This window comes from Pseudorhodoferax soli, from assembly GCF_003337555.1.
Taxonomy (GTDB): domain Bacteria; phylum Pseudomonadota; class Gammaproteobacteria; order Burkholderiales; family Burkholderiaceae_C; genus Pseudorhodoferax; species Pseudorhodoferax soli.
This window is the reverse complement of sequence record NZ_QPJK01000008.1, coordinates 32,615-58,210: the sequence shown is the minus strand read 5'-3', so window position 1 is coordinate 58,210 and position 25,596 is coordinate 32,615. Positions and strand designations below refer to the sequence as shown.

At 66.2% G+C, this 25,596-nt stretch carries 28 protein-coding genes; 23 read left to right on the top strand and 5 right to left on the bottom strand.

Annotated elements, in window-relative coordinates:
- The first annotated feature begins 9 nt into the window (after positions 1-9).
- The 21 genes from DES41_RS25560 (at position 10) to DES41_RS25460 (ending at position 18,951) form a co-directional block, all read left to right on the top strand.
- A complete protein-coding gene (locus DES41_RS25560; RefSeq protein ID WP_013391801.1) occupies positions 10-735 on the top strand; it encodes a TIGR03759 family integrating conjugative element protein in 726 nt (241 codons plus the stop codon).
- Positions 717-1,307 (top strand): transglycosylase SLT domain-containing protein, encoded by a 591-nt coding sequence (locus tag DES41_RS25555; protein ID WP_114470482.1) that lies wholly within the window; start codon positions 717-719, stop codon positions 1,305-1,307. Before DES41_RS25560 ends, DES41_RS25555 begins: the two co-directional genes overlap by 19 nt.
- Complete coding sequence (locus DES41_RS25550) at positions 1,304-1,843, top strand: integrating conjugative element protein (protein ID WP_013391803.1); 540 nt, start codon at positions 1,304-1,306, stop codon at positions 1,841-1,843. Before DES41_RS25555 ends, DES41_RS25550 begins: the two co-directional genes overlap by 4 nt.
- Positions 1,844-1,847: 4 nt before the next feature.
- Positions 1,848-4,037 carry a type IV conjugative transfer system coupling protein TraD gene (traD, locus tag DES41_RS25545; RefSeq protein ID WP_013391804.1) on the top strand — a complete coding sequence of 730 codons (2,190 nt, stop codon included), beginning with the start codon at positions 1,848-1,850 and terminating at the stop codon, positions 4,035-4,037.
- Positions 4,034-4,783, top strand: coding sequence for a TIGR03747 family integrating conjugative element membrane protein (locus DES41_RS25540; RefSeq protein WP_013391805.1), 750 nt, complete (start codon positions 4,034-4,036; stop codon positions 4,781-4,783). Before traD ends, DES41_RS25540 begins: the two co-directional genes overlap by 4 nt.
- 98 nt (positions 4,784-4,881) lie before the next feature.
- Positions 4,882-5,265 (top strand): integrative conjugative element protein, RAQPRD family, encoded by a 384-nt coding sequence (locus tag DES41_RS25535; protein WP_013391806.1) that lies wholly within the window; start codon positions 4,882-4,884, stop codon positions 5,263-5,265.
- Entirely contained in the window at positions 5,262-5,495 is a 234-nt protein-coding gene (locus tag DES41_RS25530) for a TIGR03758 family integrating conjugative element protein (protein ID WP_003050225.1), read from the top strand. The genes DES41_RS25535 and DES41_RS25530 overlap by 4 nt, the downstream gene beginning before the upstream one ends.
- A 16-nt stretch (positions 5,496-5,511) precedes the next feature.
- On the top strand, positions 5,512-5,871 hold the full coding sequence (locus DES41_RS25525; protein WP_003090173.1) for a TIGR03745 family integrating conjugative element membrane protein: 360 nt from the start codon (positions 5,512-5,514) through the stop codon (positions 5,869-5,871).
- Between the two features lie 11 nt (positions 5,872-5,882).
- Positions 5,883-6,281, top strand: a complete 399-nt coding sequence (locus DES41_RS25520; RefSeq protein ID WP_003050133.1) for a TIGR03750 family conjugal transfer protein — start codon at positions 5,883-5,885, stop codon at positions 6,279-6,281.
- On the top strand, positions 6,278-6,970 hold the full coding sequence (locus tag DES41_RS25515) for a PFL_4703 family integrating conjugative element protein (RefSeq protein WP_003116810.1): 693 nt from the start codon (positions 6,278-6,280) through the stop codon (positions 6,968-6,970). Before DES41_RS25520 ends, DES41_RS25515 begins: the two co-directional genes overlap by 4 nt.
- Positions 6,967-7,878 carry a TIGR03749 family integrating conjugative element protein gene (locus DES41_RS25510; protein WP_003116809.1) on the top strand — a complete coding sequence of 304 codons (912 nt, stop codon included), beginning with the start codon at positions 6,967-6,969 and terminating at the stop codon, positions 7,876-7,878. The genes DES41_RS25515 and DES41_RS25510 overlap by 4 nt, the downstream gene beginning before the upstream one ends.
- A complete protein-coding gene (locus DES41_RS25505) occupies positions 7,868-9,286 on the top strand; it encodes a TIGR03752 family integrating conjugative element protein (protein ID WP_003116808.1) in 1,419 nt (472 codons plus the stop codon). Before DES41_RS25510 ends, DES41_RS25505 begins: the two co-directional genes overlap by 11 nt.
- Positions 9,267-9,716, top strand: a complete 450-nt coding sequence (locus tag DES41_RS25500) for a TIGR03751 family conjugal transfer lipoprotein (RefSeq protein ID WP_003116807.1) — start codon at positions 9,267-9,269, stop codon at positions 9,714-9,716. The genes DES41_RS25505 and DES41_RS25500 overlap by 20 nt, the downstream gene beginning before the upstream one ends.
- Positions 9,716-12,613, top strand: coding sequence for a conjugative transfer ATPase (locus DES41_RS25495; protein WP_114470481.1), 2,898 nt, complete (start codon positions 9,716-9,718; stop codon positions 12,611-12,613). The genes DES41_RS25500 and DES41_RS25495 overlap by 1 nt, the downstream gene beginning before the upstream one ends.
- Before the next feature lie 24 nt (positions 12,614-12,637).
- Entirely contained in the window at positions 12,638-13,402 is a 765-nt protein-coding gene (locus DES41_RS25490) for a DsbA family protein (protein ID WP_114470480.1), read from the top strand.
- A 175-nt stretch (positions 13,403-13,577) separates the two neighbouring features.
- Entirely contained in the window at positions 13,578-14,072 is a 495-nt protein-coding gene (locus DES41_RS25485; protein ID WP_020204513.1) for a JAB domain-containing protein, read from the top strand.
- 163 nt (positions 14,073-14,235) lie between these two features.
- Positions 14,236-14,682 (top strand): TIGR03757 family integrating conjugative element protein, encoded by a 447-nt coding sequence (locus DES41_RS25480; RefSeq protein WP_029043922.1) that lies wholly within the window; start codon positions 14,236-14,238, stop codon positions 14,680-14,682.
- Positions 14,679-15,629 carry a TIGR03756 family integrating conjugative element protein gene (locus tag DES41_RS25475; protein ID WP_020204511.1) on the top strand — a complete coding sequence of 317 codons (951 nt, stop codon included), beginning with the start codon at positions 14,679-14,681 and terminating at the stop codon, positions 15,627-15,629. Before DES41_RS25480 ends, DES41_RS25475 begins: the two co-directional genes overlap by 4 nt.
- A gap of 9 nt (positions 15,630-15,638) precedes the next feature.
- Positions 15,639-17,033, top strand: coding sequence for an integrating conjugative element protein (locus DES41_RS25470; RefSeq protein ID WP_114470479.1), 1,395 nt, complete (start codon positions 15,639-15,641; stop codon positions 17,031-17,033).
- Complete coding sequence (locus tag DES41_RS25465) at positions 17,030-17,389, top strand: hypothetical protein (protein ID WP_020204509.1); 360 nt, start codon at positions 17,030-17,032, stop codon at positions 17,387-17,389. Before DES41_RS25470 ends, DES41_RS25465 begins: the two co-directional genes overlap by 4 nt.
- Before the next feature lie 14 nt (positions 17,390-17,403).
- Positions 17,404-18,951 carry a conjugal transfer protein TraG N-terminal domain-containing protein gene (locus DES41_RS25460; RefSeq protein WP_114470478.1) on the top strand — a complete coding sequence of 516 codons (1,548 nt, stop codon included), beginning with the start codon at positions 17,404-17,406 and terminating at the stop codon, positions 18,949-18,951.
- Between the two features lie 15 nt (positions 18,952-18,966).
- Here the strand turns inward: DES41_RS25460 and DES41_RS25455 are convergent, their stop codons facing one another.
- From DES41_RS25455 to DES41_RS25445, 3 genes are all read right to left on the bottom strand, one after another.
- The gene (locus DES41_RS25455) at positions 18,967-19,326 is read right to left on the bottom strand and encodes a DUF3742 family protein (protein WP_003149770.1); all 360 of its coding nucleotides are present in this window, start codon (positions 19,324-19,326) and stop codon (positions 18,967-18,969) included.
- A 73-nt stretch (positions 19,327-19,399) separates the two neighbouring features.
- Positions 19,400-20,032, bottom strand: coding sequence for an RES family NAD+ phosphorylase (locus DES41_RS25450; RefSeq protein WP_003149772.1), 633 nt, complete (start codon positions 20,030-20,032; stop codon positions 19,400-19,402).
- Positions 20,033-20,044: 12 nt separating this feature from the next.
- Entirely contained in the window at positions 20,045-20,671 is a 627-nt protein-coding gene (locus DES41_RS25445) for a hypothetical protein (RefSeq protein WP_003149774.1), read from the bottom strand.
- A gap of 315 nt (positions 20,672-20,986) precedes the next feature.
- Here DES41_RS25445 and mobH point away from each other — a divergent pair, with 315 nt between their 5' ends.
- Positions 20,987-22,819, top strand: coding sequence for a MobH family relaxase (mobH, locus tag DES41_RS25440; RefSeq protein WP_114470477.1), 1,833 nt, complete (start codon positions 20,987-20,989; stop codon positions 22,817-22,819).
- A 64-nt stretch (positions 22,820-22,883) separates the two neighbouring features.
- Here mobH and DES41_RS25435 read toward each other — a convergent pair whose 3' ends face one another.
- Positions 22,884-23,456: a DsrE family protein gene (locus DES41_RS25435; protein WP_228903378.1), complete on the bottom strand. Its 573-nt coding sequence runs from the start codon at positions 23,454-23,456 to the stop codon at positions 22,884-22,886.
- A gap of 181 nt (positions 23,457-23,637) precedes the next feature.
- Positions 23,638-24,573 (bottom strand): transcriptional regulator GcvA, encoded by a 936-nt coding sequence (gcvA, locus tag DES41_RS25430; RefSeq protein WP_114470476.1) that lies wholly within the window; start codon positions 24,571-24,573, stop codon positions 23,638-23,640.
- Positions 24,574-24,773: 200 nt separating this feature from the next.
- Here gcvA and DES41_RS25425 point away from each other — a divergent pair, with 200 nt between their 5' ends.
- Positions 24,774-25,547: an SDR family NAD(P)-dependent oxidoreductase gene (locus tag DES41_RS25425; protein WP_114470475.1), complete on the top strand. Its 774-nt coding sequence runs from the start codon at positions 24,774-24,776 to the stop codon at positions 25,545-25,547.
- The last annotated feature ends 49 nt before the right edge of the window (positions 25,548-25,596 follow it).

Genomic DNA, 25,596 nt, shown 5'->3' with positions numbered 1-25,596 from the left:
GCCCACCACATGAAGCCGTCGATCATCCTGTACGCGTTCCTGCTGGGCTCCATGCAGTTGCCCGCCTGGGCGCAGCAGCCCGCCACGACCCCCGCCCGCAATGCGCAGAGCCAGGAGCGCCCGCTGGCCGCCCGCATCCTGGACGACCGGGTGGCAGGCGAATGGGGCCTGCAACCGCAGGAATGGGCGCGCTATCGCGACTTGATGGATGGGCCGCTGGGCATCTACTCGCCAAATCTGGACCCGCTGTCCGCCCTGGGCATCGAGGCGCGCACCGACGAAGAACGGCGGCGCTACGCAGAGCTGCAGGTGCAAGTCGAAGCGCGCCGCGTGGAGAAGCTGCTCGCGTACCAGCGCGCCTACGACGAGGCCTGGCAGCGCCTGAACCCCGGCATGCAGCGGGTGAACCTGTCTGACGAGAGGCCAGGCGCCGCCGCTGCGCGGGGCAGCGGTCGCACGGCAGTGTTCATCAAGGACGGCTGCGCGGCTTGCGGGCAACTCGTCCAACGCCTGCAATCCTCGGGTGCCGAGTTCGACCTTTACATGGTCGGCAGCCGCCAGGACGATGCGCGCATCCGCGACTGGGCCAAGCGCGCCCAGATCGACCCGGCCCGGGTGCGCAGCGGCGGCATCACGCTCAACCACGACGGCGGCCGCTGGCTGTCGCTGAGCCTGCCCGGCGATTTGCCTGCGGTTGTGCGCGAAGTGAACGGCCAATGGCAACGCCAGCCGTAACGGCGCTGCTGCGCGCACTGGCGCTCACTGCGGGCCTGTTCGCCTGCGCCGCCCATGCCCAGGAGGTTCCGCCACCGGCCTACGAGCTTGCCGCACAGCGCGCGGGCATTCCCTCGACGGTGCTCTACGCCGTGGCCTTGCAGGAGAGCGGCATGCGACGCAATGGACGCATCGTCCCATGGCCGTGGACCCTGAATGTCGCCGGCCAGTCGCGGCGCTTCGCCACCCGTGCCGATGCCTGCGCCGGTTTGCAGCAGGCGATGCGATCTACGCCACCCACGCGCATCGACGCGGGCCTGGGCCAGATCAACCTGGGCTACCACCCGCACCGCTACACCCATGCCTGCGACTTGTTGGACCCGTACCGCAATCTCGCCAGCGCCGCCGAGATCCTCAAGGAGCAGTACACCCCCGGTGAAGACTGGCTGCTGGCCATGGGCCGCTACCACCGGCCCGCGGGCGGTGAGCCTGCCGCCCGCTATCGACGCAGCGTATCCCGACACCTCGCCCGCGTGCAGGGCACGCACTCAATCGCCACGGCGCGAGCCGTGCGTCAGGAGTCGACCCCATGACGAAACCGCTCTGGACCCTGCGGGGCCTGCTCGCGCTGCTGGCGGCGCTGCCGTTGGTCGCGCATGCCGCCGAACCGCTGATCGTGGTCGAGGACCGCGGCGGCGCGTCGGCGCTGCCGTACTACGAAGCGCTTAACCTGCAGCCACGCGCCAACAGCGCGTTGCGGCCTCCCATTCCGACGCCGCAGATTCCCGCCACCCCCGCTGACGAGGCAGCGATGCTGCCGGTACGCAGCGCGAAGCTGATGCCCGGCTTCGTCGCGCGGCGCGTGATCGAGGCACCGGGCCTGCGGCCTTTCGTGGTCATCGGCGACGATGAGACCTCGCAAGCCTGGCTGCGCCGTCACGCGGCGTCGCTGCACGACCGCGGCGCGGTCGGCCTGGTGGTCAATGTCGAGACCGCGCAGGCTTTGGCGCGGTTGCGCGCACTGGCGCCTGGCGTGCCGATGGCCCCCGTGGCCGGCGATGATCTGGCCGAACGCCTGGGCCTGCGGCACTACCCGGCGCTGATCACGGCGACCGGCATCGAGCAATGAGGCCATGTCGGGGAAACAGCCCGTCGAAGTCCTGTTGCGCCCAGCGGTGGAGCTATACACCGTCGCGGCATGTGCGGGCGCCGCGTTTCTGTCCCTGGTGGCCCCGTGGTCGCTCGCGCTGAGCCCAGCCATGGGCGTCGGTGCCGCACTGGCGTTCGGCGCCTATGGCGCGATCCGCTACCGCGATGCGCGGGTGATCCTGCGCTACCGCCGCAACATCCGGCGCCTGCCGCGCTACGTGATGACGAGCAGGGACGTGCCGGTCAGCCAGCAGCGCCTGTTCGTGGGGCGCGGTTTCCTGTGGGAACAGAAGCACACCCACAGGCTGATGCAGACGTACCGGCCGGAATTTCGCCGCTACGTCGAGCCAACACCGGCATACCGGCTGGCGCGACGCCTGGAGGAGCGGCTGGAGTTCGCACCGTTTCCACTGTCTCGCCTCGTACGGCTCACGGGCTGGGATGTGTCATTCAACCCCGTGCGGCCACTGCCACCGGTAGGCGGCCTGCCGCGATTGCACGGCATCGAACCCGACGAGGTCGACGTCAGCCTGCCACTGGGTGAGCGCGTCGGCCATTCGCTGGTGCTGGGCACCACGCGCGTGGGGAAGACGCGGCTGGCCGAGTTGTTCGTCACCCAGGACATCCGTCGCACGAATGCAGACGGTGAGCATGAGGTCGTGATCGTCATCGACCCCAAGGGCGACGCGGATCTCTTGAAACGCATGTACGTCGAAGCCAAGCGAGCGGGTCGCGAGGGCGAGTTCTACGTCTTTCACCTCGGCTGGCCCGAGTTCTCTGCACGCTACAACGCGGTGGGGCGCTTCGGACGCATCAGTGAAGTCGCCACGCGCATTGCCGGGCAACTCTCCGGCGAGGGCAACAGTGCAGCGTTCCGCGAGTTCGCATGGCGCTTCGTCAACATCATTGCGCGCGCATTGGTGGAACTGGGGCAGCGCCCGGACTACATGCTGATCCAGCGGCACGTAATCAACATCGACGCGCTGTTCATGGAGTACGCCCAACACTACTTCGCCAAGACCGAGCCCAAGACCTGGGAGGTGATCGTCCAGATCGAGGCCAAGCTCAACGAGAAGAACATCCCAAGGAACATGATCGGGCGCGAGAAGCGTGTGGTGGCGCTGGAGCAATACCTCTCCCAGGCGCGCAACTACGACCCTGTGCTCGATGGCCTGCGCTCGGCGGTGCGCTACGACAAGACCTACTTCGACAAGATCGTTGCATCGCTGCTGCCGCTGCTGGAAAAGCTCACCAGCGGCAAGATCGCCCAACTCCTGGCGCCGAATTACTCCGACCTGTCTGACGCGCGCCCGATCTTCGACTGGATGCAAGTCATCAGGAAGCGCGCCGTGGTCTATGTCGGCCTGGATGCGCTGTCGGATGCTGAAGTCGCCGCGGCGGTCGGCAACTCCATGTTCTCCGACCTGGTGTCGGTAGCCGGGCACATCTACAAGCACGGGATCGACGACGGCCTGCCGGGTGCCTCGGCTGGCACGCGCATTCCCATCAACGTCCATGCCGACGAGTTCAACGAACTGATGGGCGACGAGTTCATCCCCCTTATCAACAAGGGCGGCGGTGCCGGGCTGCAGGTGACCGCGTATACGCAGACGCTCTCGGACATCGAGGCCCGCATCGGCAACCGCGCGAAGGCCGGCCAGGTGATCGGCAACTTCAACAACCTGTTCATGCTGCGGGTTCGGGAAACCGCCACCGCGGAATTGTTGACCCGTCAATTGCCCAAGGTGGAGGTCTATACCACCACCATCGTCTCCGGCGCGACCGATGCCTCGGACATCCGCGGGACGACGGACTTCACCAGCAACACGCAAGACCGCATCAGCATGTCGAGCGTGCCGATGATCGAGCCATCCCACGTCGTCGGCCTGCCCAAAGGCCAATGCTTCGCGCTGCTGCAGGGTGGTCAGCTCTGGAAGGTCCGGATGCCACTGCCAGCGCCTGACCCCGATGAAGTGATGCCGGCGGACTTGCAGCAACTGGCTGGGTACATGCGTCAGAGCTACAGCGAGGCCACGCAATGGTGGGAGTTCACCAGTTCCCCAGCCTTGCAGGAGGCTGCCTTGCCCGACGACCTGCTGGATGACGCCGCTCCGGCCGAGCCTGACGCGGTGGCCACCGGCGCCGACGACAGCACCGGCGAGGCCGCACCATGAAGGATGCCGCCTCGACCGCGCAGCGGGAGCAGAACCAGCGCCAGGGGCTGATCGTCGGCACCATCACCTTGCCGTTCAGGCTGCTCGGGGTGCTGATCGGTTCGCTGCTGTTCTCGATCGTGGTGGAGTGCGTCGGCATGCACCTGTTCTGGAAGGACCAGGGCTGGCGCCACTCCCAGCAGATGCTGCAGTACGAACTCGGGCACCTGTCGAACCACTTCACGCGCAGCGTGGTGGTGCAGGAGCCCGGGCGCACGGCGCACGAGCTGGTGGATACCGGGTACGGGTGGGTGTTCGTGCGCTCGGGGTTGCTGGAGCGCATGAGCCAGACCGCCGAGCGCGCCCGTGCGCCCAGCCGCGAGCCGACGCGCAACTTCCGCTATTACATCAGCCAGGCCTATGTCTGGGCCGAGAGCTACCTGATCGCCGCGGCCTTCACGACGCTCACGTTCCTCGTGCGCCTGCTGGTCCTGGTGCTCACGCTGCCGCTGATCCTCACTGCGGCATTCGTCGGCCTGATCGACGGCCTGGTGCGGCGGGACGTGCGGCGGTTCGGCGCGGGCCGGGAATCCGGCTTCATCTACCACCGCGCGAAAGCGAGCCTGATGCCGCTGGCCGTGCTGCCCTGGATCACCTACCTCGCGCTGCCGATCTCGGTGCATCCGCTGCTGATCCTGCTGCCCAGCGCAGCCTTGCTGGGACTGGCCGTGAGCCTGACCGCGGGCAGCTTCAAAAAGTACCTCTAGGCCATCAATCCGGTCGCTTCCGGGTTCCTATTGTTTGCGGCCTGAAACAGCCCTGATCTCCACGATCAACCCATTGCTGATCACACAGGAATGGCGCGATGTTGGCTTCGATCTGGCTGCGCGCCGCGCATCGCGGCGTGCCCACTTTTCTCGTGACGGCCCTCGTGCTGGGCCGGTCCCCGATGGCCTTGGCCGAGTCCCCGGCGCAGCGCCAGGAGTTGGTCGCCGCGCTGCGCCAGCTCGACGCGCTGGAACGCACCGTCGCGGACAGCGCCGCGCATACCCCCATCACACCGGGCGAGCGCTACCACTTCGATTACCCGCGGCTCCAGGCTGACTTGGCGCGCGTGCGCGCCGGCATCCAATTTCACCTGACGCCATCGCGCGCTCAACCGCGCGCCCCCTCCGAACTGGCCGGCGAATACCGCACCGAACGGGCGACCGAGCCGCTGCCGGCGACGACTGCGGAGGGCAAGCAATGAACGGCGCCCAGGTCTCGGCATTTCAAGCCAACAGCGGTATCGCGCCTTCCGCGATGGCGACCGTTCTGGTCGGCGTCGTGTTCGCGGTCCTGCTCGTGTGGGGCGTCTGGGCCATCCGAACGGCCTACGTGGGGTGGTCCGAGAGCCGCCTCAACCAGCGCCAGTTCCTCGGCGTCTGCATCCGCTTCGTCGCGATGTACCTCGTCCTGAGTTTCTTCCTTCTGTCCTGACCTGAAAGGCCCGACCATGCACAACCGCAACCTCACTTCCCGTTTTGCCCAGCGCGCCGCCGTGGCCCTGGGCGCCGCCGCGCTGCCGGCGCTGTCGTTCGCGCAAGGTCTGCCGCAATTGGAGAACCCCACGCGCGGCACCGGCAACGGCATCATGGAGACGATCCGCAACTACGGCTACGACATCATCATGCTCGTGGCCCTGCTGGTGGTGGCGTCGATGTTCATCGGCGTCTGCTACCACGCCTACGGGACCTACGCGGAGATCCACACCGGCCGCAAGACGTGGGGCCAGTTCGGCCTCACGGTCGCTATCGGCGCCGTGCTGCTTGTGATCGGCATCTGGCTGCTCACCGAAGCCACCGGCATCCTGTAAGCGAGGCCGGTATGTCCGAGCAGCAGCACGTCCGTGCGGACGGAACGGTCACCTTCCTTCCGCACCGGCTCAACCGCCATCCCGTTGTGGTGCGCGGCCTCACCGCTGACGAACTCTGGATTTGCTGCGGCCTGTCCGGTGCCGCCGGCCTGCTGGTCGGCGCGCCGCTGTCCTGGGTGTTCCGCACGATCGCGCTGGCGCCGACCTTCGTCGTCCTGGGCGTGGCGCTCGGCGTCTTCATCGGCGGCGGCATCCTGCGCCGCCTCAAGCGTGGGCGTCCCGACACCTGGCTGTATCGGCAACTGCAATGGCGCATCGCCACGCGCCATCCGCTGATGGCCGGCTGGGTGGGTGGCCATGTGCTGATCTCGCGCTCGGGCTTCTGGTCCACCCGCAGGAGCATGCGATGAGCCGCTTCAAAAACGAGATCACCCACCTGCAGGCGCACATCAAGACCTTGCGGCTGGCCGCGGGCGCGCTGGTCGTCGTCGCCCTGGTCATGGGCGGCGGCTGGTGGAGCGCGCCGCGCGACCTGACCATCCACGTCCCGCCCGACCTGCGCTCTGGCAGTACCCGCAAGTGGTGGGAAGTGCCGCCCGAATCGGTCTATGCGTTCACGTTCTACGTGTTCCAGACGCTGAACCGCTGGCCAACCAATGGCGAGGAAGACTACTCGCGCAACCTCCACACGCTCTCGCCGTACCTCACCCCGTCCTGCCAGGCCTTCCTGCGGGCGGACTATGACTACCGCCGCTCCACGGGCGAGCTGCGTCAGCGCGTGCGCGGCATCTACGAGATTCCCGGCCGCGGCTATGGCGACGACCCCACGGCGCGCGTGCGCACCGTGTCCGATCGCGACTGGGTGGTGACGCTGGACATCACGGCGGACGAGTACTACGGCGCCGAGCAGGTCAAGCGCGCCCTGGTGCGCTATCCGATCAAGGTCACGCGGGTGGACGTCGATCCCGCCCGTAACCCGTTCGGCCTGGCGCTGGACTGCTACGACGGCGCGCCCCAGCGCATCAGTGCACCGGAGCCGACGCGCCCGGCGCCGAGTGGCCTGTCTCCGCAAGCGCCTCAAGGAGGAAACACCCCATGAAGCACCCTGTACTCGCGCTGCTGGGGCTACTGGCCGTGGCCGCGGCACCCGTCGCCCATGCAGTGGAAATCCTGCGCTGGGAACGCATGCCACTGGCAGTGCCGCTGAAGGTCGGTCAGGAACGCATCGTGTTCATCGACCGCAACGTGCGCGTGGGCGTGCCCGCGGGCGTGGGCGAACGCCTGCGCGTGCAGAGTGCGGGGGGCGCGGTGTACCTGCGCGCCAGCGAGCCGATCGAGCCCACGCGGTTGCAACTGCAGGACGCCGACACGGGCGCGCTGATCCTGCTGGACATCGCAGCCGAACCACCCAAGGACGGGGAAGCCGAGCTGGAGCCGGTGCGCATCGTCGAGGGTGACAGCGCACCGGGACGCTATGGCGAGCAGGCCGACAGTGCCGAGGCCCCGGCACGCGCCCAGGGCCAAGCAGGTGCGCGGACCGCGCGGCGCGAAACTCCGGTCCCTGTCGTGCTGACGCGCTTCGCCGCGCAGAACCTCTACGCACCGCTGCGCACCGTCGAGCCGCTTCCGGGCGTCATGCGGGTCAACCTGCCCCGCGACCTCGACCTGGACACACTGATGCCAACGCTGCCCGTGCGCGCGGTCGCACTCGCGTCGTGGCGCCTGGAGGACCAGTGGGTCACTGCCGTGCGCCTAACCAACGGCAGCGGCGGCTGGATCACGCTCGACCCGCGCGTGCTGCAAGGCGATTTCCTCACCGCCACCTTCCAGCACGAGGCGCTGGGCCCGCGCGGCACGCCCGAGGACACGACCGTCCTGTACCTGGTCACGCGCGGCCGCGGTCTCGCGCAGTCGCTGCTGCCGGCGATTCACCGCTTCGACCCGGCCGTGCATCTGCCGCAGCCGGACGGCGACGAGAACACCAAGGAGGCCCGCCATGCGCAGTAACGGCCTGCTCAAGTGGCTGATGATCCCTGTTGCCATCCTGGTGCTGTTCGTCGGTATCCGGCTGTTCTCGGGTGGAGGCAGCACGGCGCCACCCGCGGCGGACAACGGCGCCCAGCTCACGCCCGATGAAATGAAGGCGCTGGGCATCGAAGGCGACACCCCGCGCGACACCGTGGCGACGCTCGTTGCCCAAGTGAAGCAGTTGCGCACCGAGCTTCAGACCGCGCTCTCGGACAACAAGTCGCAGCGTGAAGAGAACCAGCGACTGCGCCAGCGCGAGAACTCCATCGACCAGCGCATCAACTCGGCGCTCGAATCCGAGCGGTCCAACCTGCGCCGCGACCAAGAGCAGGCGGCCAGCGCGCGCCAGCAGACCGAAGGGCTGCTCGCCGACCTGCAGCGGCGTCTGGACAGCATCGGCGGGCGCGGCGGCGGCCATGCGGACCTGCCCGTGGGCCTGGGGCTGCAGGGCGGCGACGAGGCAGGCATGGAGGGCGGCGTGCGGTGGGTCGAGCCGGACGACGCAAAGCCCGCCGAGGGGCGCAACGGGGGGCGTGGCGCGAGCGGCGGCATGAGCTTCCCCACGAGCTTCGGCCCGGCGCAGAGCACGCTCGAAACCACTGCGGAAACCGTGGCCAACGCGGGCGCCCGCGCCGCCGGGGTCAAGAGTGCCAAGCCGGTCTACACCGTGCCGACCAACTCCACGCTCATGGGTTCGGTCGCCATGACAGCGCTGATCGGCCGCGTGCCGATCGACGGCACGGTCAACGATCCCTATCCGTTCAAAGTTCTGGTCGGGCCGGACAACCTGACCGCCAATGGCATCGACATTCCCGACGTGGCCGGCGCCGTGTTCAGCGGCACCGCTTCGGGCGACTGGACGCTCTCGTGCGTGCGCGGCCAGGTGCGCAGCATCACGTTCGTCTTCCACGACGGCACGATTCGCACGATCCCCGAAGACCGCGAGGGCAACCAGCAGAACAACCAACAGCGCGATGGCTTGGGCTGGATCAGCGATCCCCACGGCATTCCTTGCGTCAGCGGCGAGCGGCGCAGCAACGCCCAGCAATACCTCGGCTCGCAGGCCCTGATCACCGCGGCCGGCGCCGGTGTGGCCTCACTCATCGAGAGCGACAGCGGCCGCATGTCCTATGTCGGCTCGGACGGCTCCATCGGCACCGTGGGCATCACCGGCCAGGAAGCGGTCGGCCAGATTCTGGCGGGCGGCGTGCGGGACATGTCGGCCTGGGTCAACAAGTTGTACGGCCAGGCGTTCGCCGCCGTCTATGTCCAGCCCGGCGCCAAGGTTGCCGTCCACCTCGAAAAGCCGCTCGCCATCGACTTCGATCCCGAAGGCCGCAAGGTCGATCACCGCGCAGGAGAAAGCCATGCACTCGAACTTGACTAACCTGGCCCGTGGCCTGGCACTGGCCCTCGCCGTCGCGGTGCTTGGCGGCTGCGCCACCAGCAAGGAAAAGCTGCTGACCCACGGTGACCGCACGATGATGGACATCTGGCAGCAGGAGGCCGGCGACGGCGGTGGCGCAGCCGGACGGAACGCCGGCCGCCAGCTGCTCGATGCGCGCCAGAGCCTGCGTCGGCCCCTGACCGACGCCGACGTGCAGGTCGCACCCGTCGAGCAGATGCGCTACACGCGCACCGCGCGCAATGAGGTCCACCGCCAGTTCCAGCGTCTGCCCAATCCCGATCTCGTCATGTACGTGTATCCGCACCTGGCGGGCACGGACCCCGTGCCGGTGCCGGGCTACACGACGGTCTTCCCGCTCAACCAGCGCATCCAGTACGCCATGCCAGGCGAGCGCGTGGAGGCCTACTGATGCGGTGGAAACTTCCCTGGCCTAAGCCGGCCGCGCCGAAGCTGGCCGCATCCGGCGCTGGTGATGATGAGCAGCCGGACGGCTGGCAGCGCCACGTCGAGGCCTTGCGCCAGGCCGGCATCCCCGAACCCGGTTCGGCAGTCCACGGCCGCAAGCCAGCGACCGTGGCCGACGAGCAGGCGCTGTACGACGTTGCGCCGTCCTTCGTGGAACTGCTGCCCTGGGTGGAGTTCTTGCCCGGGTCGAAATCGATGCTCCTGGAGGATGGCCAATCGGTGGCGGCGTTCTACGAACTGGTGCCGCTGGGCACCGAAGGCCGGGAACCCGGCTGGCTCGCGCATGCCCGCGACGCCCTGGAAAACGCGCTTCAGGACAGTTTCGATGAACTGGACGAGAACCCGTGGGTGCTCCAGCTCTATGCCCAGGACGAACCGAGCTTCGACCAGTACATGCAGACCTTGCGCGATTACGTGCAGCCACGTGCGCGCGGCTCGGCGTTCACCGAGTTCTACTTGCGCTTCTTCGGCCACCACCTGCGCGCTGTGGCCAAGCCCGGCGGCCTGTTCGAGGACACGGTGGTTACGCGGCTGCGCTGGCGCGGGCAGACGCGGCGTGTGCGCATGGTGGTGTACCGCCGCGCGAGCGGACAGGGACAGGCAAACCGCCGCGGCCAGACACCCGAGCAGATGCTGGGCATCGTCTGCGACCGCCTGTGCGGCGGCCTGGCGAACGCCGGCATCCAGGCCCGGCGCATGGTTGCAGCGGACGTTCACGACTGGCTGCTGCGATGGTTCAACCCGCGCCCCACGCTGCTCGGCCCTGGGGTGGAGGACCGGGAGCGCTTCTACGCGTTGGCGCGCTATCCGGACAGTACCGAGGAAAGCGAGGCCGGCGAGATCGAGTTGGCGAGCGGGCGGGATTTCAGCCAGCGGCTGTTCTTTGGGCAGCCGCGCTCGGACGTGGCGCAAGGGGCCTGGTACTTCGACGGCATGCCGCACCGCGTGCTGATCACCGACCGGCTGCGCATGCCGCCCGGCACCGGGCACCTGACCGGCGAGACCCGCAAGGGAGACGCGATCAACACGCTATTCGATCAGATGCCCGAGGACACCTTGATGTGTCTCACCATGGTGGCCACGCCGCAGGACGTCCTCGAATCGGACCTCAACCATCTGGCGAAGAAAGCTGTGGGCGAGACGCTGGCGTCGGAGCAGACGCTCAAGGACGTGCACGAGGCGCGCTCGCTGATCGGCAGCGCACACAAGCTCTATCGGGGCACGCTGGCGTTCTATCTGCGCGGGCGCGACGAGGCGGAGCTGGACCGGCGCGGGCTGGATCTCGCGAACGTGATGCTCAACGCCGCCCTGCAGCCGGTGCGCGAGGACGACGAGGTGGCGCCGCTCAACAGCTACCTGCGCTGGTTGCCGTGCTGCTACAACCCCAGCAAGGATCGGAAGAAGTGGTACACGCAACTGATGTTCGCCCAGCACGCGGCGAACCTATCGCCGGTGTGGGGCCGTGCCCAGGGCACGGGGCACCCCGGCATCACGATGTTCAATCGCGGAGGCGGCCCGATTACGTTTGACCCCTTGAACAGGTTGGATCGGCAGATGAATGCCCATCTGTTCCTGTTCGGTCCCACGGGCTCGGGCAAGAGCGCCACGCTCAACAACCTGCTGAACCAGATCACCGCGATCTATCGGCCGCGCCTCTTCATCGTGGAGGCTGGAAATTCCTTCGGGCTTTTCAGCGACTTCGCCAAGCGTCTGGGACTGACCGTGAACCGGGTCAAGCTGGCACCCGGCTCGGGCATCAGCCTGGCGCCGTTCGCCGACGCGCGCCGGCTGATCGAAACGCCCAGCGACGTGCAGACGCTCGATGCCGATGCACTGGACGAAGACCTGCCACCGGACGCCTCGGCCATGGATGCGGACGAGCAGCGCGACGTGCTGGGCGAGCTGGAGATCACGGCACGGCTGATGATTACGGGCGGCGAAGACAAGGAAGAGGCGCGGATGACGCGGGCCGATCGCTCGCTGATCCGCCAGTGCATCCTCGACACCGCCGAACATTGCGTGGCGGAGAAGCGCACCGTACTCACGCGCGATGTGCGCAATGCGCTGCGCACCCGTGGCCAGGACCCGACGCTGCCCGAGATGCGCCGTGTGCGGCTGCTGGAGATGGCGGACGCGATGGACATGTTCTGCCAAGGCACGGACGGCGAGATGTTCGACCGCGACGGCACGCCGTGGCCCGAGGCCGACATCACGCTGGTCGATCTGGCGACCTACGCCCGCGAGGGCTACAACGCGCAGCTCTCGATCGCCTACATCAGCCTGATCAGCACGGTGAACAACATCGCCGAGCGCGACCAGTACCTGGGCCGCCCGATCGTCAACGTGACCGACGAAGGTCACGTGATCACCAAGAACCCGCTGCTCGCGCCGTATACCGTGAAAATTACAAAAATGTGGCGCAAGCTGGGGGCCTGGTACTGGCTAGCTACACAAAATATTGACGACCTACCGCGCGCCGCGGAGCCGATGCTCAACATGATCGAGTGGTGGATCTGCCTGTCGATGCCCCCCGATGAAGTGGAGAAGATCGCGCGGTTCCGCGAACTGAGCCAAGCGCAGAAAGCGCTGATGCTCTCGGCACGCAAGGAAGCGGGCAAGTTCACCGAGGGCGTCATCCTCTCCAAGAGCATGGAGGTGCTCTTCCGCGCCGTGCCGCCGAGCCTGTATCTCGCGCTCGCGCAGACCGAACCCGAAGAGAAGGCCGAGCGCTACCAGCTCATGCAGCAGCACGGCGTCAGCGAGTTGGATGCCGCCTTCAAGGTGGCCGAGAAGATCGACCGGGCACGCGGCATCGAGTCGCCGGCCCTGGACCTGCCCTGAATCTGCCGTACACCGGAGAACGCCATGGAACAGAAACGCCCATCCATTCCGATGCAGGTCCAGGCGTTCCGTCGTCGGCGCTGGCAGTTCCGCTGGCCCTGGGCATTGGCCGCGGTGCTGGTTGCGCTGCTGCTGATCTGGCTCGTGTCACGTTCGCCAGGCGGGTCCACACCTCAGACTTCGGCGCCAGTCAGCGACACGCAGGTGGCTGGGCCTCCGTGGCAGATGGGCAACCCGGCAGGCCGTTTCACGCTGACGCTCTACGCGGACCTCGAATGCCCGTTCTGCCGGTCCTATTTTCCAGTGCTCAAGCGTTGGGTGGCCGGCAATGCGGACGTGGCCTTGCAATGGCATCACCTGCCGTTGGCCGCGCATGAGCCGGCCGCGTCCGCGGAAGCGCGCCTGGCGGAATGCGCGGGCGAAGCCAACGGCCATGCCGCCTTCTGGCAGGTCGTCGAGTGGGTCTATGCCCATACACGCAGCGACGGCCAGGGCGTGCCCGAGGACCTGCGCTACCCCGACCTTACGCCAGCCATCGAGCAGTGCATCGCGAGCGAGCGGCCCGACGCGGCGATTCGCACCCAAACTGCGGAAGCCACGAACAGCGGCGTGACCGCCACGCCGTCGCTGCGGCTGCACGATCGCGAAACCGGCAAGGCGATTCTGCTGCAGGGTCCGATCGAGGGCGATGCCTTGCTGTCGGCCATGGACATGCTCGCGGCCGGCGATCCCGCCGCCACACCCACATCGGAAATGCCTGCCGACGTCGTCGGCGACATGCCCAGGTAGCCCCGGTCTTCAAGGCTACGGCGCAGTCCGCTGCGCTGACCGCACCCCGTTCGCCTCGCATCCTGGTCGCGAACGATCACCGCTGCCGCGGTGATGGATGCAGTTTTTTCGTTCCCCAGGAGGGCTTGCCCTCCCAGGGCGCGCGCCCTCCGATCTCACCGTCTGGAGGTTCGCCATGTCTTTCGTCGTCAATGACTCCTGCCTGGATTCGCTTTCCGCCATCGCTGCCCAACACGAGGACTGGATCATCCAGCACGCCATCGTGCTGCTGGAGAGACGGATCTTCAAAGCTGGACCGTGCCTCAGCCGACCGGCCGCCGTGCGGGAGTACCTGCGCCTGAAACTGGTCGCCGAGCCCAATGAGATATTCGCCGCTGTGTTCCTGGACAGCATGCACCAGGTGCTGGCCTACGAGCCGTTGTTCAGGGGCACGATCAACTCGACTTCGGTCTATCCGCGTGTCGTCGTGCAGCGTGTGCTGGAGTTGAATGCCGCCGCGGTGGTCTTCGCCCACCAGCATCCCTCGGGTGTCTCCGAGCCGTCCAGCGCGGATCGCATGCTGACCCAGCAACTGCAAGCTGCGCTGGCACTCATCGATGTGCGGGTACTGGACCACATCATCGTCGGCCAGGGCGCCCCGTTCTCCTTTGCGGAGTCCGGCCTGCTGTAAGGGTTGCACTGCTTCGTTGATCAGCGCGGAGGCTTCGGCCTCCGATTTTTCTTCGCGGCGACGCAAGCAGGTATGCGGGGAGGCCGCAATGCGCATTGTTTGTTGGGGCCGCATGGGGTTCGGCGTTTGACTATGGCCCTGATCAACTTCCGGGGTGCAAGACATGCCAGGAGCTTTTACCCGGTTCGCACCAGGCTGGCGAACCCTTGGCCTGGCCGTGGCGCTGCCGGCGTCTCTGGCGGTGTTCAGCCCGGCCACCTTCGCTGCCGACGTGGTGGTCGTCACCGACAGTCGCCACCCGGTCAAGACCATGGGCGGCGAACGGCTGATCGAGTTGGACCAGGCATCCCGACTCGAAGCTGAGCTTTCCGCGGATCTGCCAGCCGATTCCGAGCGGGCGGTAGCCGTCGTCCGGCAACGGCTGAACCATGGGGGCACCGACCTTCAGCGCCGCATCGGCACCGCCTACCAAGGCATCACCGACGCATGGAGCCTGGGCGTCGCCACCATCCCGGCCGTCGTGGTGGATCAACGCTATGTGGTCTATGGCGAGCCTGACATGGCCCGGGCCGTGTCCCGCATCGAGCAGCACCGGAGGACGCAGCCGTGACCCATCGCCCATTCGACCTGCTGCGCCGCCTGCGCGTCGCCGTGGCCTCGCTGCTGCTGGTCAGTGCCACGGGCAGCTACGCCCTGAACACCGCCACCATCGTGTCCTCCGTCATGTCGCCGGACTGCCTGGAGTACCGGGTGGTGGGCATCTGCTACTGGCTGTATTGCACCTGGACGGGCTGCACGGTGCGCACATCCACCAAGGTCCGGCACTACGTGCCCGATGCGGTCGTCTCCAGTTACAGCAACACCGGAGAGAACCCCTGGGTCGAAGTGCGGGCGATGAGCATGCCGAACGCCTCGGCCCAGGCGGGCGGCGACGGCACCACCAACGAAGACCACGAAAACAACCTCGCCAAATTCAAAAACAGTGACGTCATCGGACACCCCGGCGGCGAGGTGTTCAACCAGTTCGCCTCGTCCTCCGGCTACTTCTGCCAAGGCGCGGGCACGGCCTTCATGCCGTATCTGCTCAGCACCCTGGATACGCTGGCCTGGCGCTACAACGTGCCCGAGTCCGTCTATCCCGAGGCCCTGATTCCGGGAATGCGTGAGGTGGGCGCTCGTACCACCGTGAACCTCTGGGGCAATGTGTACCCCCGCGGTGGTTTCCTGCACCAGACCGACGACCACAAATCCGGGGCCGTGGTCGCCCAGCGTGCGGGCGATGTCGTCACGCGCCGCGGGCAGTTGCACGTGTACCAGCCGCTGCTCGCCAGCGCGCGCGATGGCTACTGGCCAGCCGGCGCGCTGGTCGAAGGCGATGCCTCCACCGGGAAGTGGCAAGAACTGACGCCTCGGCTGTCGAACACCTGCGTGGTTTTCCCCCACAGCGGCACGCTGACCCAGGCCCAGCAAGGCGATTACGCCTGGGCGCTGTGGCGGCCCTATGCCTGCTGCGAACGCCGTGGCCAGGTGTTTCTGGGCAGCGTCGATTTCCTCTGAGGTGCCACGATGAAGCGTCCTGAACCGATGAACCTCTCCACCAGGGCGTGCCGCCTGTTGCGCCCGACACCGCTGGCTGGCGCGCTCGCCCTGGTCTGCAGCCTGGCGTGGGCGCAGGTTGGATACCAGAACAGCGGCCCCGTCCTCGGCGATGACGTCATGTACTCGATCGGTGGCGGCAGCGCCGTGTCCATGGGCCGCGCGGCCGGCATGCGCTCCATCGGCGTCGGTGTGGGCTGGAACAGCAACCTGATCTGCGGCGACATGAGCATCCAGACCACGCTGCGCAATCAGCTCAATGGGATCACGAATGGATTCCAGCAGATCATGAGCAACGTGATCCAGAGCGCGACCAGCGCGGTCGCATCGCTGCCTGCGCTGATCATCCAGCGGGCCGATCCGGGCTTGTATAACCTGTTGACCAACGGCGTGCTGCAGGCAAGGCTGGATTTCGACCGCTCGAAGCTGACGTGTCGCGCCATGGCCGAGAAGATGGCTGAGACGGCGGGCGGGCAGCTTGGCTGGAGTCAGATGGCCGAAGGCATGGCACTGCGCGATGCCGTGAGCAGCAACGATGCCGTGTCGGCCGTCGAGCAGGCCGAGACGCGCCGCGGCAACGACGGCGTGCCATGGGTGGGTGGCAGCAATGCCGGTGGCGCAGGCCAGTCCGCCATCCGGGTGGTCGGCGACGTCACCCGCGCGGGCTACAACCTGGTCAACGGTCGTGGCGTGACGGACACGTCCTCCATCGCGTCCGCCAGTTGTGCGAGCCTGTCCTGCCAGACCTGGACGTCGCCGCAGCAGGCGACCGAATGGGCCACGCGGGTCCTCGGAGAGCAGGTGCAGCGCACCTGCGACTCCTGCACCAAGACCGAGACGGTGCCCGGCGTCGGGCTGACGCCGCTGATCCAGGAAGAGTACGAGGCGAAGCTGGAGGTCCTTCAGGAGCTGGTTTCCGGCACGCGCAATACCACCTTTGAGAACCTGCGCGAGGCCGGCAGTACGTCGCTGCCAATCACGCGCGGCGTGATCGAGGCGCTGCGCGACGAGCCGGACCAGGACCTTCTGGCGCGGCGCCTCGCGTCGGAGGTGGCGCTGTCGTCGGTGCTGGAAAAAGCGCTGCTGCTCCAGCGCACGCTGCTCACGGGCAAGAAGGAGCCCAACGTCGCAGCCAACGAACTCGCGGTCGAAGCCGTGAACCACGAGAGCGACACGCTCGACCAGGAGATCCGCAACCTGAAGACGGAGCTGGAGCTGCGCCGCGAGCTGGCAAACAACTCACCGATGGCCATCATCCAGCGGCACGGCACGCGCGCGGCAGGCTCGCGCGGCATCTACGAGGGTGATCCGGTACCCGACCGCCTCGACCAGTTGCAGAAGGGCAATCCAGGAGCCAGGCCATGAGCGCGGCGCGCATGACTTGGCCCCCCTTGCGCTGGCTGTTCAGCCGGCGCGCGGCGAAGGCGCTGCTGTGGACGGTGCTGATCGTTGCCGCCGCGGTCGCGGCCAACATCGCCGGCATCTACCTGGTCGGCAGCGTTGCCGGATGGGAGCGGTGGCTCGCCGCCGCTGCGGGTTACTTCTTCGTGTGGCGGCTGTGTCTGTACGGGGCGACGGTGTACGGGTGGATCTGGATGCGCCGCCGGCTGCTGGAACGTGAGGACGACGCCCAGGCGCGGCGCCGCCTGGTGCGCACCGAGATCGCGGGCGTCATCGCCATCGTGGCGCTGGAAGCCAGCCTGCTGATGCAGGCGGGTTGAGGGGAGATGGCGCCATGACCCTGTTCACGACCGACTACCTAGAGTACTACCTGACGCTGGTGTCCTGGATCGTCAACAACGGCATCTGGGCCGTGCTGGTATCCAGCGGCGTCTTCGCGCTGCCTTTCGTGGCGATCATCGTGCAGGAGTGGTTGAAGGCCCGTGCAGAAGGCGCCGACGAGGGCAATAAAGGCGTGCTGAGCGCCGCCCGCATCGAGAACCGGGTCTTCGTCGCCATCGTGGTGGTGATGTTCGCGGGCATCCCGTTCATCGACGTGGACCTGAACACCATCCAGTACGACAGCTCGCGCTCGGCGCAATGTCAGGTCAGTGTGCCGCAGCCCTCGAATACCGGCTGGTCGCAATCTTTCAGCACGCTCAACAACCAGTCGGCGAAGGTGCCGGTGTGGTGGGCGTTCATCCACGCGCTCTCGCGCGCCGTCACCGGCGCTTCGGTGGCGGCAATCCCGTGCGGCACGGACCTGCGGCAGATGCGCATGGAGATCGACGCCACGCGCATCGACGACCCGGTACTGGCTCAGGAAGTGGCGGATTTCTCGCGGGATTGCTATGGGGCTGCACGGGCGAAATTATTCATGCAGCGCCCTCAGCTCGATGAGCAGCAGATGCACGACGTGACCTGGATCGGCTCGCGCTTCTTCACGGACACGAACGGCTATTACGACACGTATCGTTCCAGCACGCCGCGCGATGACTGGCCTTACGACAGCAACCGAGATGCAGGGCTCGCGCAGGTAGCAAGCGGCGGCGGCTACCCGACCTGCAGGCAATGGTGGGCCGACGGCAGCAATGGCCTGCGGGCGCGGCTTCTGGGCCAGGTGGACCCGAGCCTGCTCAATCGCTTGGCGGGCTGGGCTGGCTTCCTGAGCCGGGCCGACGTGGACGATTCGGTGATCCGCGCGATCGCGTCACCGCGGCAGCAGAAGCTGAACCAAGGCAGCGTCTATACGGACTACGGTGGCCAGATCGAAATGACCGACCCGAACATCATCACCCGGGCGGCAGCCGACGTAGGACTGGCGGTGGGCTCGTTGGGCTACTTCCCCTCCATGGATGCAATGCGCCAGGCCCTTCCGATGGTGCTGGCGCTCTTGAAGATGGCGCTGGTTATCTGCATTCCGGTGGTGCTCATGGTTAGCACCTACAACCTGAAAACACTCGTGACGGTCAGCGTGGTGCAGTTTGCGCTGTTCTTCGTGGATTTCTGGTTCCAACTCGCGCGCTGGATCGACAGCACCATTCTGGACGCGCTCTACGGATGGGGCTGGGGATGGAACCGGCCGCATACGAATTTCGATCCGGTCATGGGCCTCAACAATGCCTTCGGAGACATGCTGTTGAATTTCGTCATGGCGACGATGTTCATCGTGCTGCCCTTGTTCTGGGTAACCGCCTTGGGATGGGCGGGCTACGCCGTGGGGGGCATGTTGCAAGGGCTTGCTGCTGGTACGGCAGGCGCCAAAGCGGCCGGCGGCAAAGCCGCCGACATGGCCTTTGGCGGCGCTATGAAGTGGGCATCGACACCCAGCAAGAGGAAGTAGTGCCTTGCTTCTTCGCTAGGTCTCATCAGATGGATCATGTGAATCTATCCGATACTCATCGTGGGTATAGAGGCCAAAACCGGCGTGCCCGTGCCGCCACTCTGGTTCGGGCGGCTCCCATTCGACGGTATCGTGCCCCCGGGCCACAAACACCAGCGCGACCAGCAGCAACGCCAGCCAGAAAGCAACGTAGAGCAGCAGCCCCAGGACAGCCAGTTTGCCGGCCCACAGCAGCGCGGCGGCGGCAGCCAACGGCACACCCTTGGACACCAACCAGTTCGACGCCCGACGTTCGCTGCGCGCATAGGCGCGCCACCCGCGGCCAAGGGCGCGGCCGAGGCGTTCCGCAGTGCTGATGCGGGTCGTGGTGCTCATGGTCGTCTCCTGCTACTGAGGGATGCCTATTCCAATTTGGTCCATTTCATTCTGCTGCGGGCTTCAAAGTGCTTCATGACGCTTCGTCATCCGGTTCCACCGGGCCGGGGTCAGGCTCCACGTCGACGCGATACGTGGCAACGAAGTGCGGCCAGTCCACATGGTCCACCAGGTCGATGTCATCGACAACGCCTACCTTTGCTGCCGCACGCTCGAACAGGGCGATGCTCTTGGCGGGATAGTTGTTGCGCGACGGATAGAGCACCCCGTCGAACAGCGCTTGGCCGTCGTCTCCGAGAATTGCATGCACCTGGGCGGACACTTGCTGCGTGTGCGTGTAGTCGCGGCTGGCCAACTGCTCCAGGTTCAGGCCGAAGTAGCCCGCCATGACGCCCGGCGCCGTGAGGTCGGCCAAGAGCACATCGTCCATCACGCCTACTGCGCGCACCATCCGGGCCTGGACTTCTTTCAGCGCGATCGAGCGCTTCGTGTCCGCAAGCCACTGGTGCTTATGAAACACCGACTCCATCAGCGCCGTGGGCAGGTCGCGCCCCAGGTAGAGCACGCCGTAGGCCCGCGCCGGGTCATCGTAGCGATTGGTGCTGCTGCGGCCATAGTACAGCGGGCTGCCCCGATAGACGACGCGGCTCACATGCTGGAGCAGTTCACCGGCATCGATCAGGAACGAAGGCAGCTCGTGGCTCATGGCGATCTCGCTTCAATGCACCTGAACGCCCAGTACGTTGAACACGGCATCGGCCACGTCATCGATCGTGCTGTGCGTCACCGCATCCACCGGCGAGCGGCCGCCCAAGCCTTCGAGCGGTTCGGACAGCGCGCGGTAGATCGTCCAGGGGTCGATGCCCTCGACCTCCTGAAGCACGGTTTGGGTCAACTGCTGCTTTACCGGGTCGAGCTGCCAGTCGGGCAGCTTCTGACCGCGCGGCCCCACGTTCAGCGCCAACAGCCGACGGGCGAGGATGTCCTTGTAGATCTGCTGGCGCGACTTGTCCGCCAGCTTGGCGTACTCGGGGATCGGCAGGTTATGCGGCTGGTTGAAGGCTTCCAGCAACACGGCGCGGCCTCGCTGGACGTCGGTTTCAGTCGGTGCCCAGCGCGTTTCGGTGCGCAGCGCGGCCGCCTTGCGTGCCAGGGCCTGCCCCACCGTCTCTCCGTCCAAGTTGGCGGGCAGCTTCACCGCCTCCACGCGCTCGTGAATGAAAGCCTGCAACTCGGCCGCGAAAGCCGGCGCATCCCGGATTTCGACGGTATCCGCGAAGCGGCGCACATCCTCCACCGTGACGCGCGGCAGGCGATCGGCAATGAATTCAATGGCATTGGGCATGGTGATCTCCCAGGCAGGTTTGAGACAGGATTCACTCTAGTCTCTATTGTCGCTTTTGTCAACTTTGTCGCCTTTCGAGAACCTGCCCGGCGGAAGCGGCGTCCACTCAGCATAGAGCGCGACCAGCACCGGCTCGCCGTCCAATCCATTCCACCGAGTTCCCCATTGACGCTGGAATCGCATCCCGTGCCCCGCTATACCGAAACGGTGAAAGGCCAGAGGGCCGAAATGGCAAGGGAACGGGGTGCAAGGGGAAAGGCCCTACCTCGAAAAGGCCAAAAGGCCTCCCGATCGGCCCGTCATCAGGACACCCACATGCTTTCCCTGTTCCAGCGAAAACGGCCCGCGGTCGCTACCGCTCCAACGCCACCACCCGCATCCGACCTCCCGAAAGGGTTGATGCGGCCCGAGTCGGCCGCATCGCTGCTGGCCACCCCGCGCCGGCAGAAGTTGCTGGAGCACATCTGGCAACGCACCTCTCTTTCGCGCAGACAGTTCGCCACCTTGTACCGTGCGCCGCTGGAGCGTTACGCCGAGCTGGTCCAGGGCTTTCCGGCCTCCGAGGCACATCACCATGCCTACCTGGGCGGCATGCTCGACCACGGCCTGGAAATCGTCGCCTACGGCCTGAAGCTGCGGCAGTCCCATCTGCTACCCGTCGGTGCCAGCCCCGAGGATCAGGCGGCGCAGGCCGAAGCCTGGACTGCGGCCGTCGCCTACGCGGCACTGTTGCACGACATCGGCAAGGTGGCGGTCGATCTGCACGTCGAGCTGGCCGATGGCAGCACCTGGCACCCATGGCACGGCCCCCTACGTCAGCCGTACCGCTTCCGCTACCGCGACGATCGCGAGTACCGGCTCCACAGCGCCGCGACGGGCTTGCTCTACCGGCAACTGCTCGACCGAGATCTGCTCGACTGGCTCAGCGGCTATCCGTCCCTGTGGGCACCGCTGCTCTACGTGCTGGCTGGGCAATATGAGCATGCCGGGGTGCTGGGCGAGCTGGTCGTGCAAGCCGACCGCGCCTCCGTCGCCCAGGAGCTGGGCGGCGATCCCGCGCGCGCCATGGCCGCACCCAAGCACTCGCTCCAACGCAAGCTGGTCAACGGGCTGCGCTACCTGCTCAAGGAAGAGCTGAAACTGAACCAACCCGAAGCCTCCGATGGCTGGCTCACCGAGGATGCGCTATGGCTGGTGAGCAAGACCGTTTCCGACAAGCTCCGCGCACACCTACTGTCCCAGGGCGTCGATGGCATCCCTGCGAACAACACCGCCGTGTTCAATGTGCTCCAGGACCACGGCATGTTGCAGCCGACGGCCGACGGCAAGGCGATCTGGCGCGCGACCGTGACCAGTTCGACCGGCTGGTCCCACTCGTTCACCCTGTTGCGCCTCGCACCGGCACTGATTTGGGAGCCTGACGAGCGGCCGGCTCCGTTCGCAGGCACGGTAGCGATCGATACGGCACCCGCGGACAAAGAGGCCGAGGCATCGCTTCCCCTTCCTGTGGACGGCAAGACGTCCACCGTGGAAAGCCAAGAGGCTCCGCCGTGGGAAGGCGGCAGCATCGCGCCGTCTCCCCAAGCCAAGGCCCCGGCCATGCCCGACGTGATGGAAGACATGCTGGCGATGGTGGGAATGGGCGATTCGCCCGACGCCACGCAGAACGCGGAAGCCATCTTGGACAAGGCACCTGCCGCACCACCCAATACAGCCGCGCCGGTTCCGGCTCCTGTACCCGTACCCACGTCCTCGGCGACGCAACCGTCTGGCGAGCACTTCATGGCATGGCTGCAACAGGGCATCGCCTCCCACCGGCTCATCATCAACGATGCGAAGGCGCTGGTGCATACCGTGAGCGATACCGGATACCTGGTCAGTCCCGGCGTGTTCCAGCGGTATGCGCAAGAGCACCTGCAGGTAGGCGCGCTGGCCAAGCAGGAGAACCTGCAGGATTGGCAGTGGGTGCAAAAGCGCTTCGAGCGGCTGCAATTGCACCGTAAACATGCCAACGGCCTGAACATCTGGACCTGCGAAGTCACTGGCCCGAGGAAGTCCCGCCGATTGCATGGCTACCTGCTGCAAGACCCTGCGGGACTGTTCGGCGAACTCCCGCCGAACAACCCCTACCTATCCGTGCAGCCGTAGCACCTTGGCTCGGCACCCCGGTCCAGCGATGTTTCTTGAACGGGCCTGCTCAATGCTTGAATCGTCAACCGGAGATCAGCGCCCAGCCCTTCAACTGAAGGGTCGCAAGAGTAGTCATCGCTGCGACGTCGATGGTTACATCCTTGGCAACGGCGCTCCTCTCAATCTTCTGATTGGCGAGTGCGTAGCTGCACACGTGGACGCTGACGCCGGCCTGTTGCAGTGCCGCTACCAGCGCGGCATTCGGATTTTCCGTGTGGAACCGCGCTTGATAAGCGGCATCGGTCAGAATCGACGGTGTGGCCGGGCCGTGAATCACCACCACGATGTCGCCCTGAGCGGGATGGACTCCCGATGCTCCCAGCAAATTCACGAAGCGGGCAACCCGATCAAGCGCAGGGTTGACCTCTTTGTTGTCGCTTGCCGACCGCGTAACCTCGAACGCTACCCGATAGCGCAGCGATGGGTCTGGGGCATTGGCGACATCCTTCGCAGGCATGATCGCGCCATAGCCAGCGATGACGGGATGGCTTGCATCCTGGGCAGCGGCCCCACCTGTCATGGTCAATCCCAGAGCCAGTCCTGCTACAGCCACCCGCCAAGAAAGCGCCAGCCCGCGAATCTTGCTCGATTGCATGAATCCCTCCGTATGCTCTTCTGAACAATTCAGCCTAATACATTGGCACCATCGTCCCACGGCGGGCAGATTCGCGTCAAGCGTTCCATGCCGGGCGATCTGGAACGGGGCAATCGTCCCGAAAACGCGAACATACGAAGGCACCGCCCCGGCGTTCTGGCGGCCCACGCGAAGGGATCGCCTAGATAGCGGATGGCTCGTTCTGCGACGCCGCCTCATCCAACAGCCAGTTCCTGAAAGCCACCAGCCTTGGCAGGCTGGCGCACTCGGGGCGATAAACCACGTAGTAGGCGACCTCCAGAGCAAAGCTGACGTCGGGGAAGAGCCGCACCAGGCGGCCACTTGCCAGGTCGTCGCGCGCCATGACGCTGCGCGCGAGCGCGATGCCGTGTCCCTCGATTGCCGCCTGCAGGACGGCCGCTGAATTGTTGATCTGCAAGCCCCGCCAGATCATCGCGGCATCTGCCACTCCGGCTTTCTCCATCCAGGCCTCCCATGTGGGGAAGCCCGCATGGCCGACCATCGACAGGTCATGGATGAGGGTCTGCCGTGCCAGATCGCCCGGCTTGCGCAGCTTTCCGCGCTGGCGCAGCAGATCCGGGGAGCACACCGGGAATACTTCTTCATCCATGAGCTTGTCGGCCTGCAGGCCCGGCCAGTTCCCCAGGCCGTAGCGCACGCCGATATCGATCCGCTGGGCCACGAAATCCACCGACTTGTGATTGGTGTCCAGGCGCACGTCGGTATCCGGGCACGCGGCCTGGAATCGATCGATGCGCGGCAGCAGCCACTTGGCGGCAAATGCCGGGCTGACGGTCACGGTGAGTACCCCGCTGGTCGAGCCCTCGCGCAATCGCTCCATACCCAGCGTCAACCGACTGAACCCGGCCCGGATATCGGGTAGCGCGCGCTCGGCCGCCTCGGTCGGCACCAGCCGCACCTTCCCACTGCTGCTCCGCTCGAACAGCGGCGCCCCCAGCGCGTCCTCCAGCGTGCGCACAAGCTGACCAACGGCTGCCGGCGTCACGTTCAGTTCGGCCGCTGCCGCGGAAAAGCTCTGGTGGCGAGCGCTGGCCTCAAACGCCCGCAAGGCATTCAGGTGGATGGGTGACTTCATGGCAATAAAGTTTTTCTTCTACACAGAAAAACTTTATCTCATTTGTCTAGGAATGGGAATCGAGGAAAAATTCATATACCCCAGTGGATTGAATATATCCGTTACGAAGGCGGCGGCCGGCACAGGCCAATTGTCCCAACGACGCACGACAGCTTTTCTTGTCGGCAACGCCGCGATCCCCAGCATAGAGAGGATTCACAGTGAGCAATCAATTTAGCGGCAAGAAGCTACTCGTTGTCGGCGGCACCAGCGGCATGGGCAAGGAAACGGCCCGGCTGGTGCTGGCGCAGGGCGGCAACGTGGTGATCGTGGGCAACCGCTCCGAGAAAACCGAGGAAGCGCGCAAGGAGCTGGCCGCGCTGGGCCAGGTGTCGGCGCTGACCGCGAACCTGACCAAGGACGAGGATGTGGCCGCGCTGCTGAAGGCCATCGACGAACAGCACCCCGACATCGACCTGCTGGTGAACGCTGCCGGCGTGTTCTTCCCCAAGCCCTTCCTGGAACACTCGGACGCCGACTATGACCAGTACATGAAGTTGAACAAGGCGTTCTTCTTCATCACCCAGAAGGTCGCCGGCAATCTTGCCGCCAAGGGCAAGCCGGGCGCCATCGTCAACATCGGCTCGATGTGGGCGAAGCAGGCCATCGCCGCCACCCCGTCTTCCGCCTATTCGATGGCCAAGGCAGGCCTGCACTCCCTGACCCAGCACCTGGCGATGGAGCTGGCTCCCAAGCACATCCGCGTCAACGCCGTGTCGCCAGCGGTGGTCGAAACCCCGATCTACGAGGGCTTCATTCCGAAAGCCGAAGTGCATGGCGCGATGCAAGGTTTCAACAGCTTCCATCCCATTGGCCGCGTCGGCACCCCGCAGGATGTCGCAGAGGCCGTGGTCTTCCTGCTCTCCGACAAGGCGGGCTGGGTGACTGGCGCGATCTGGGACGTGGACGGCGGCGTCATGGCTGGCCGCAATTGAGGCACGACGGGTAAGCATCGGCGCTTGCCCCTACCTGCGTTTGTTTCAT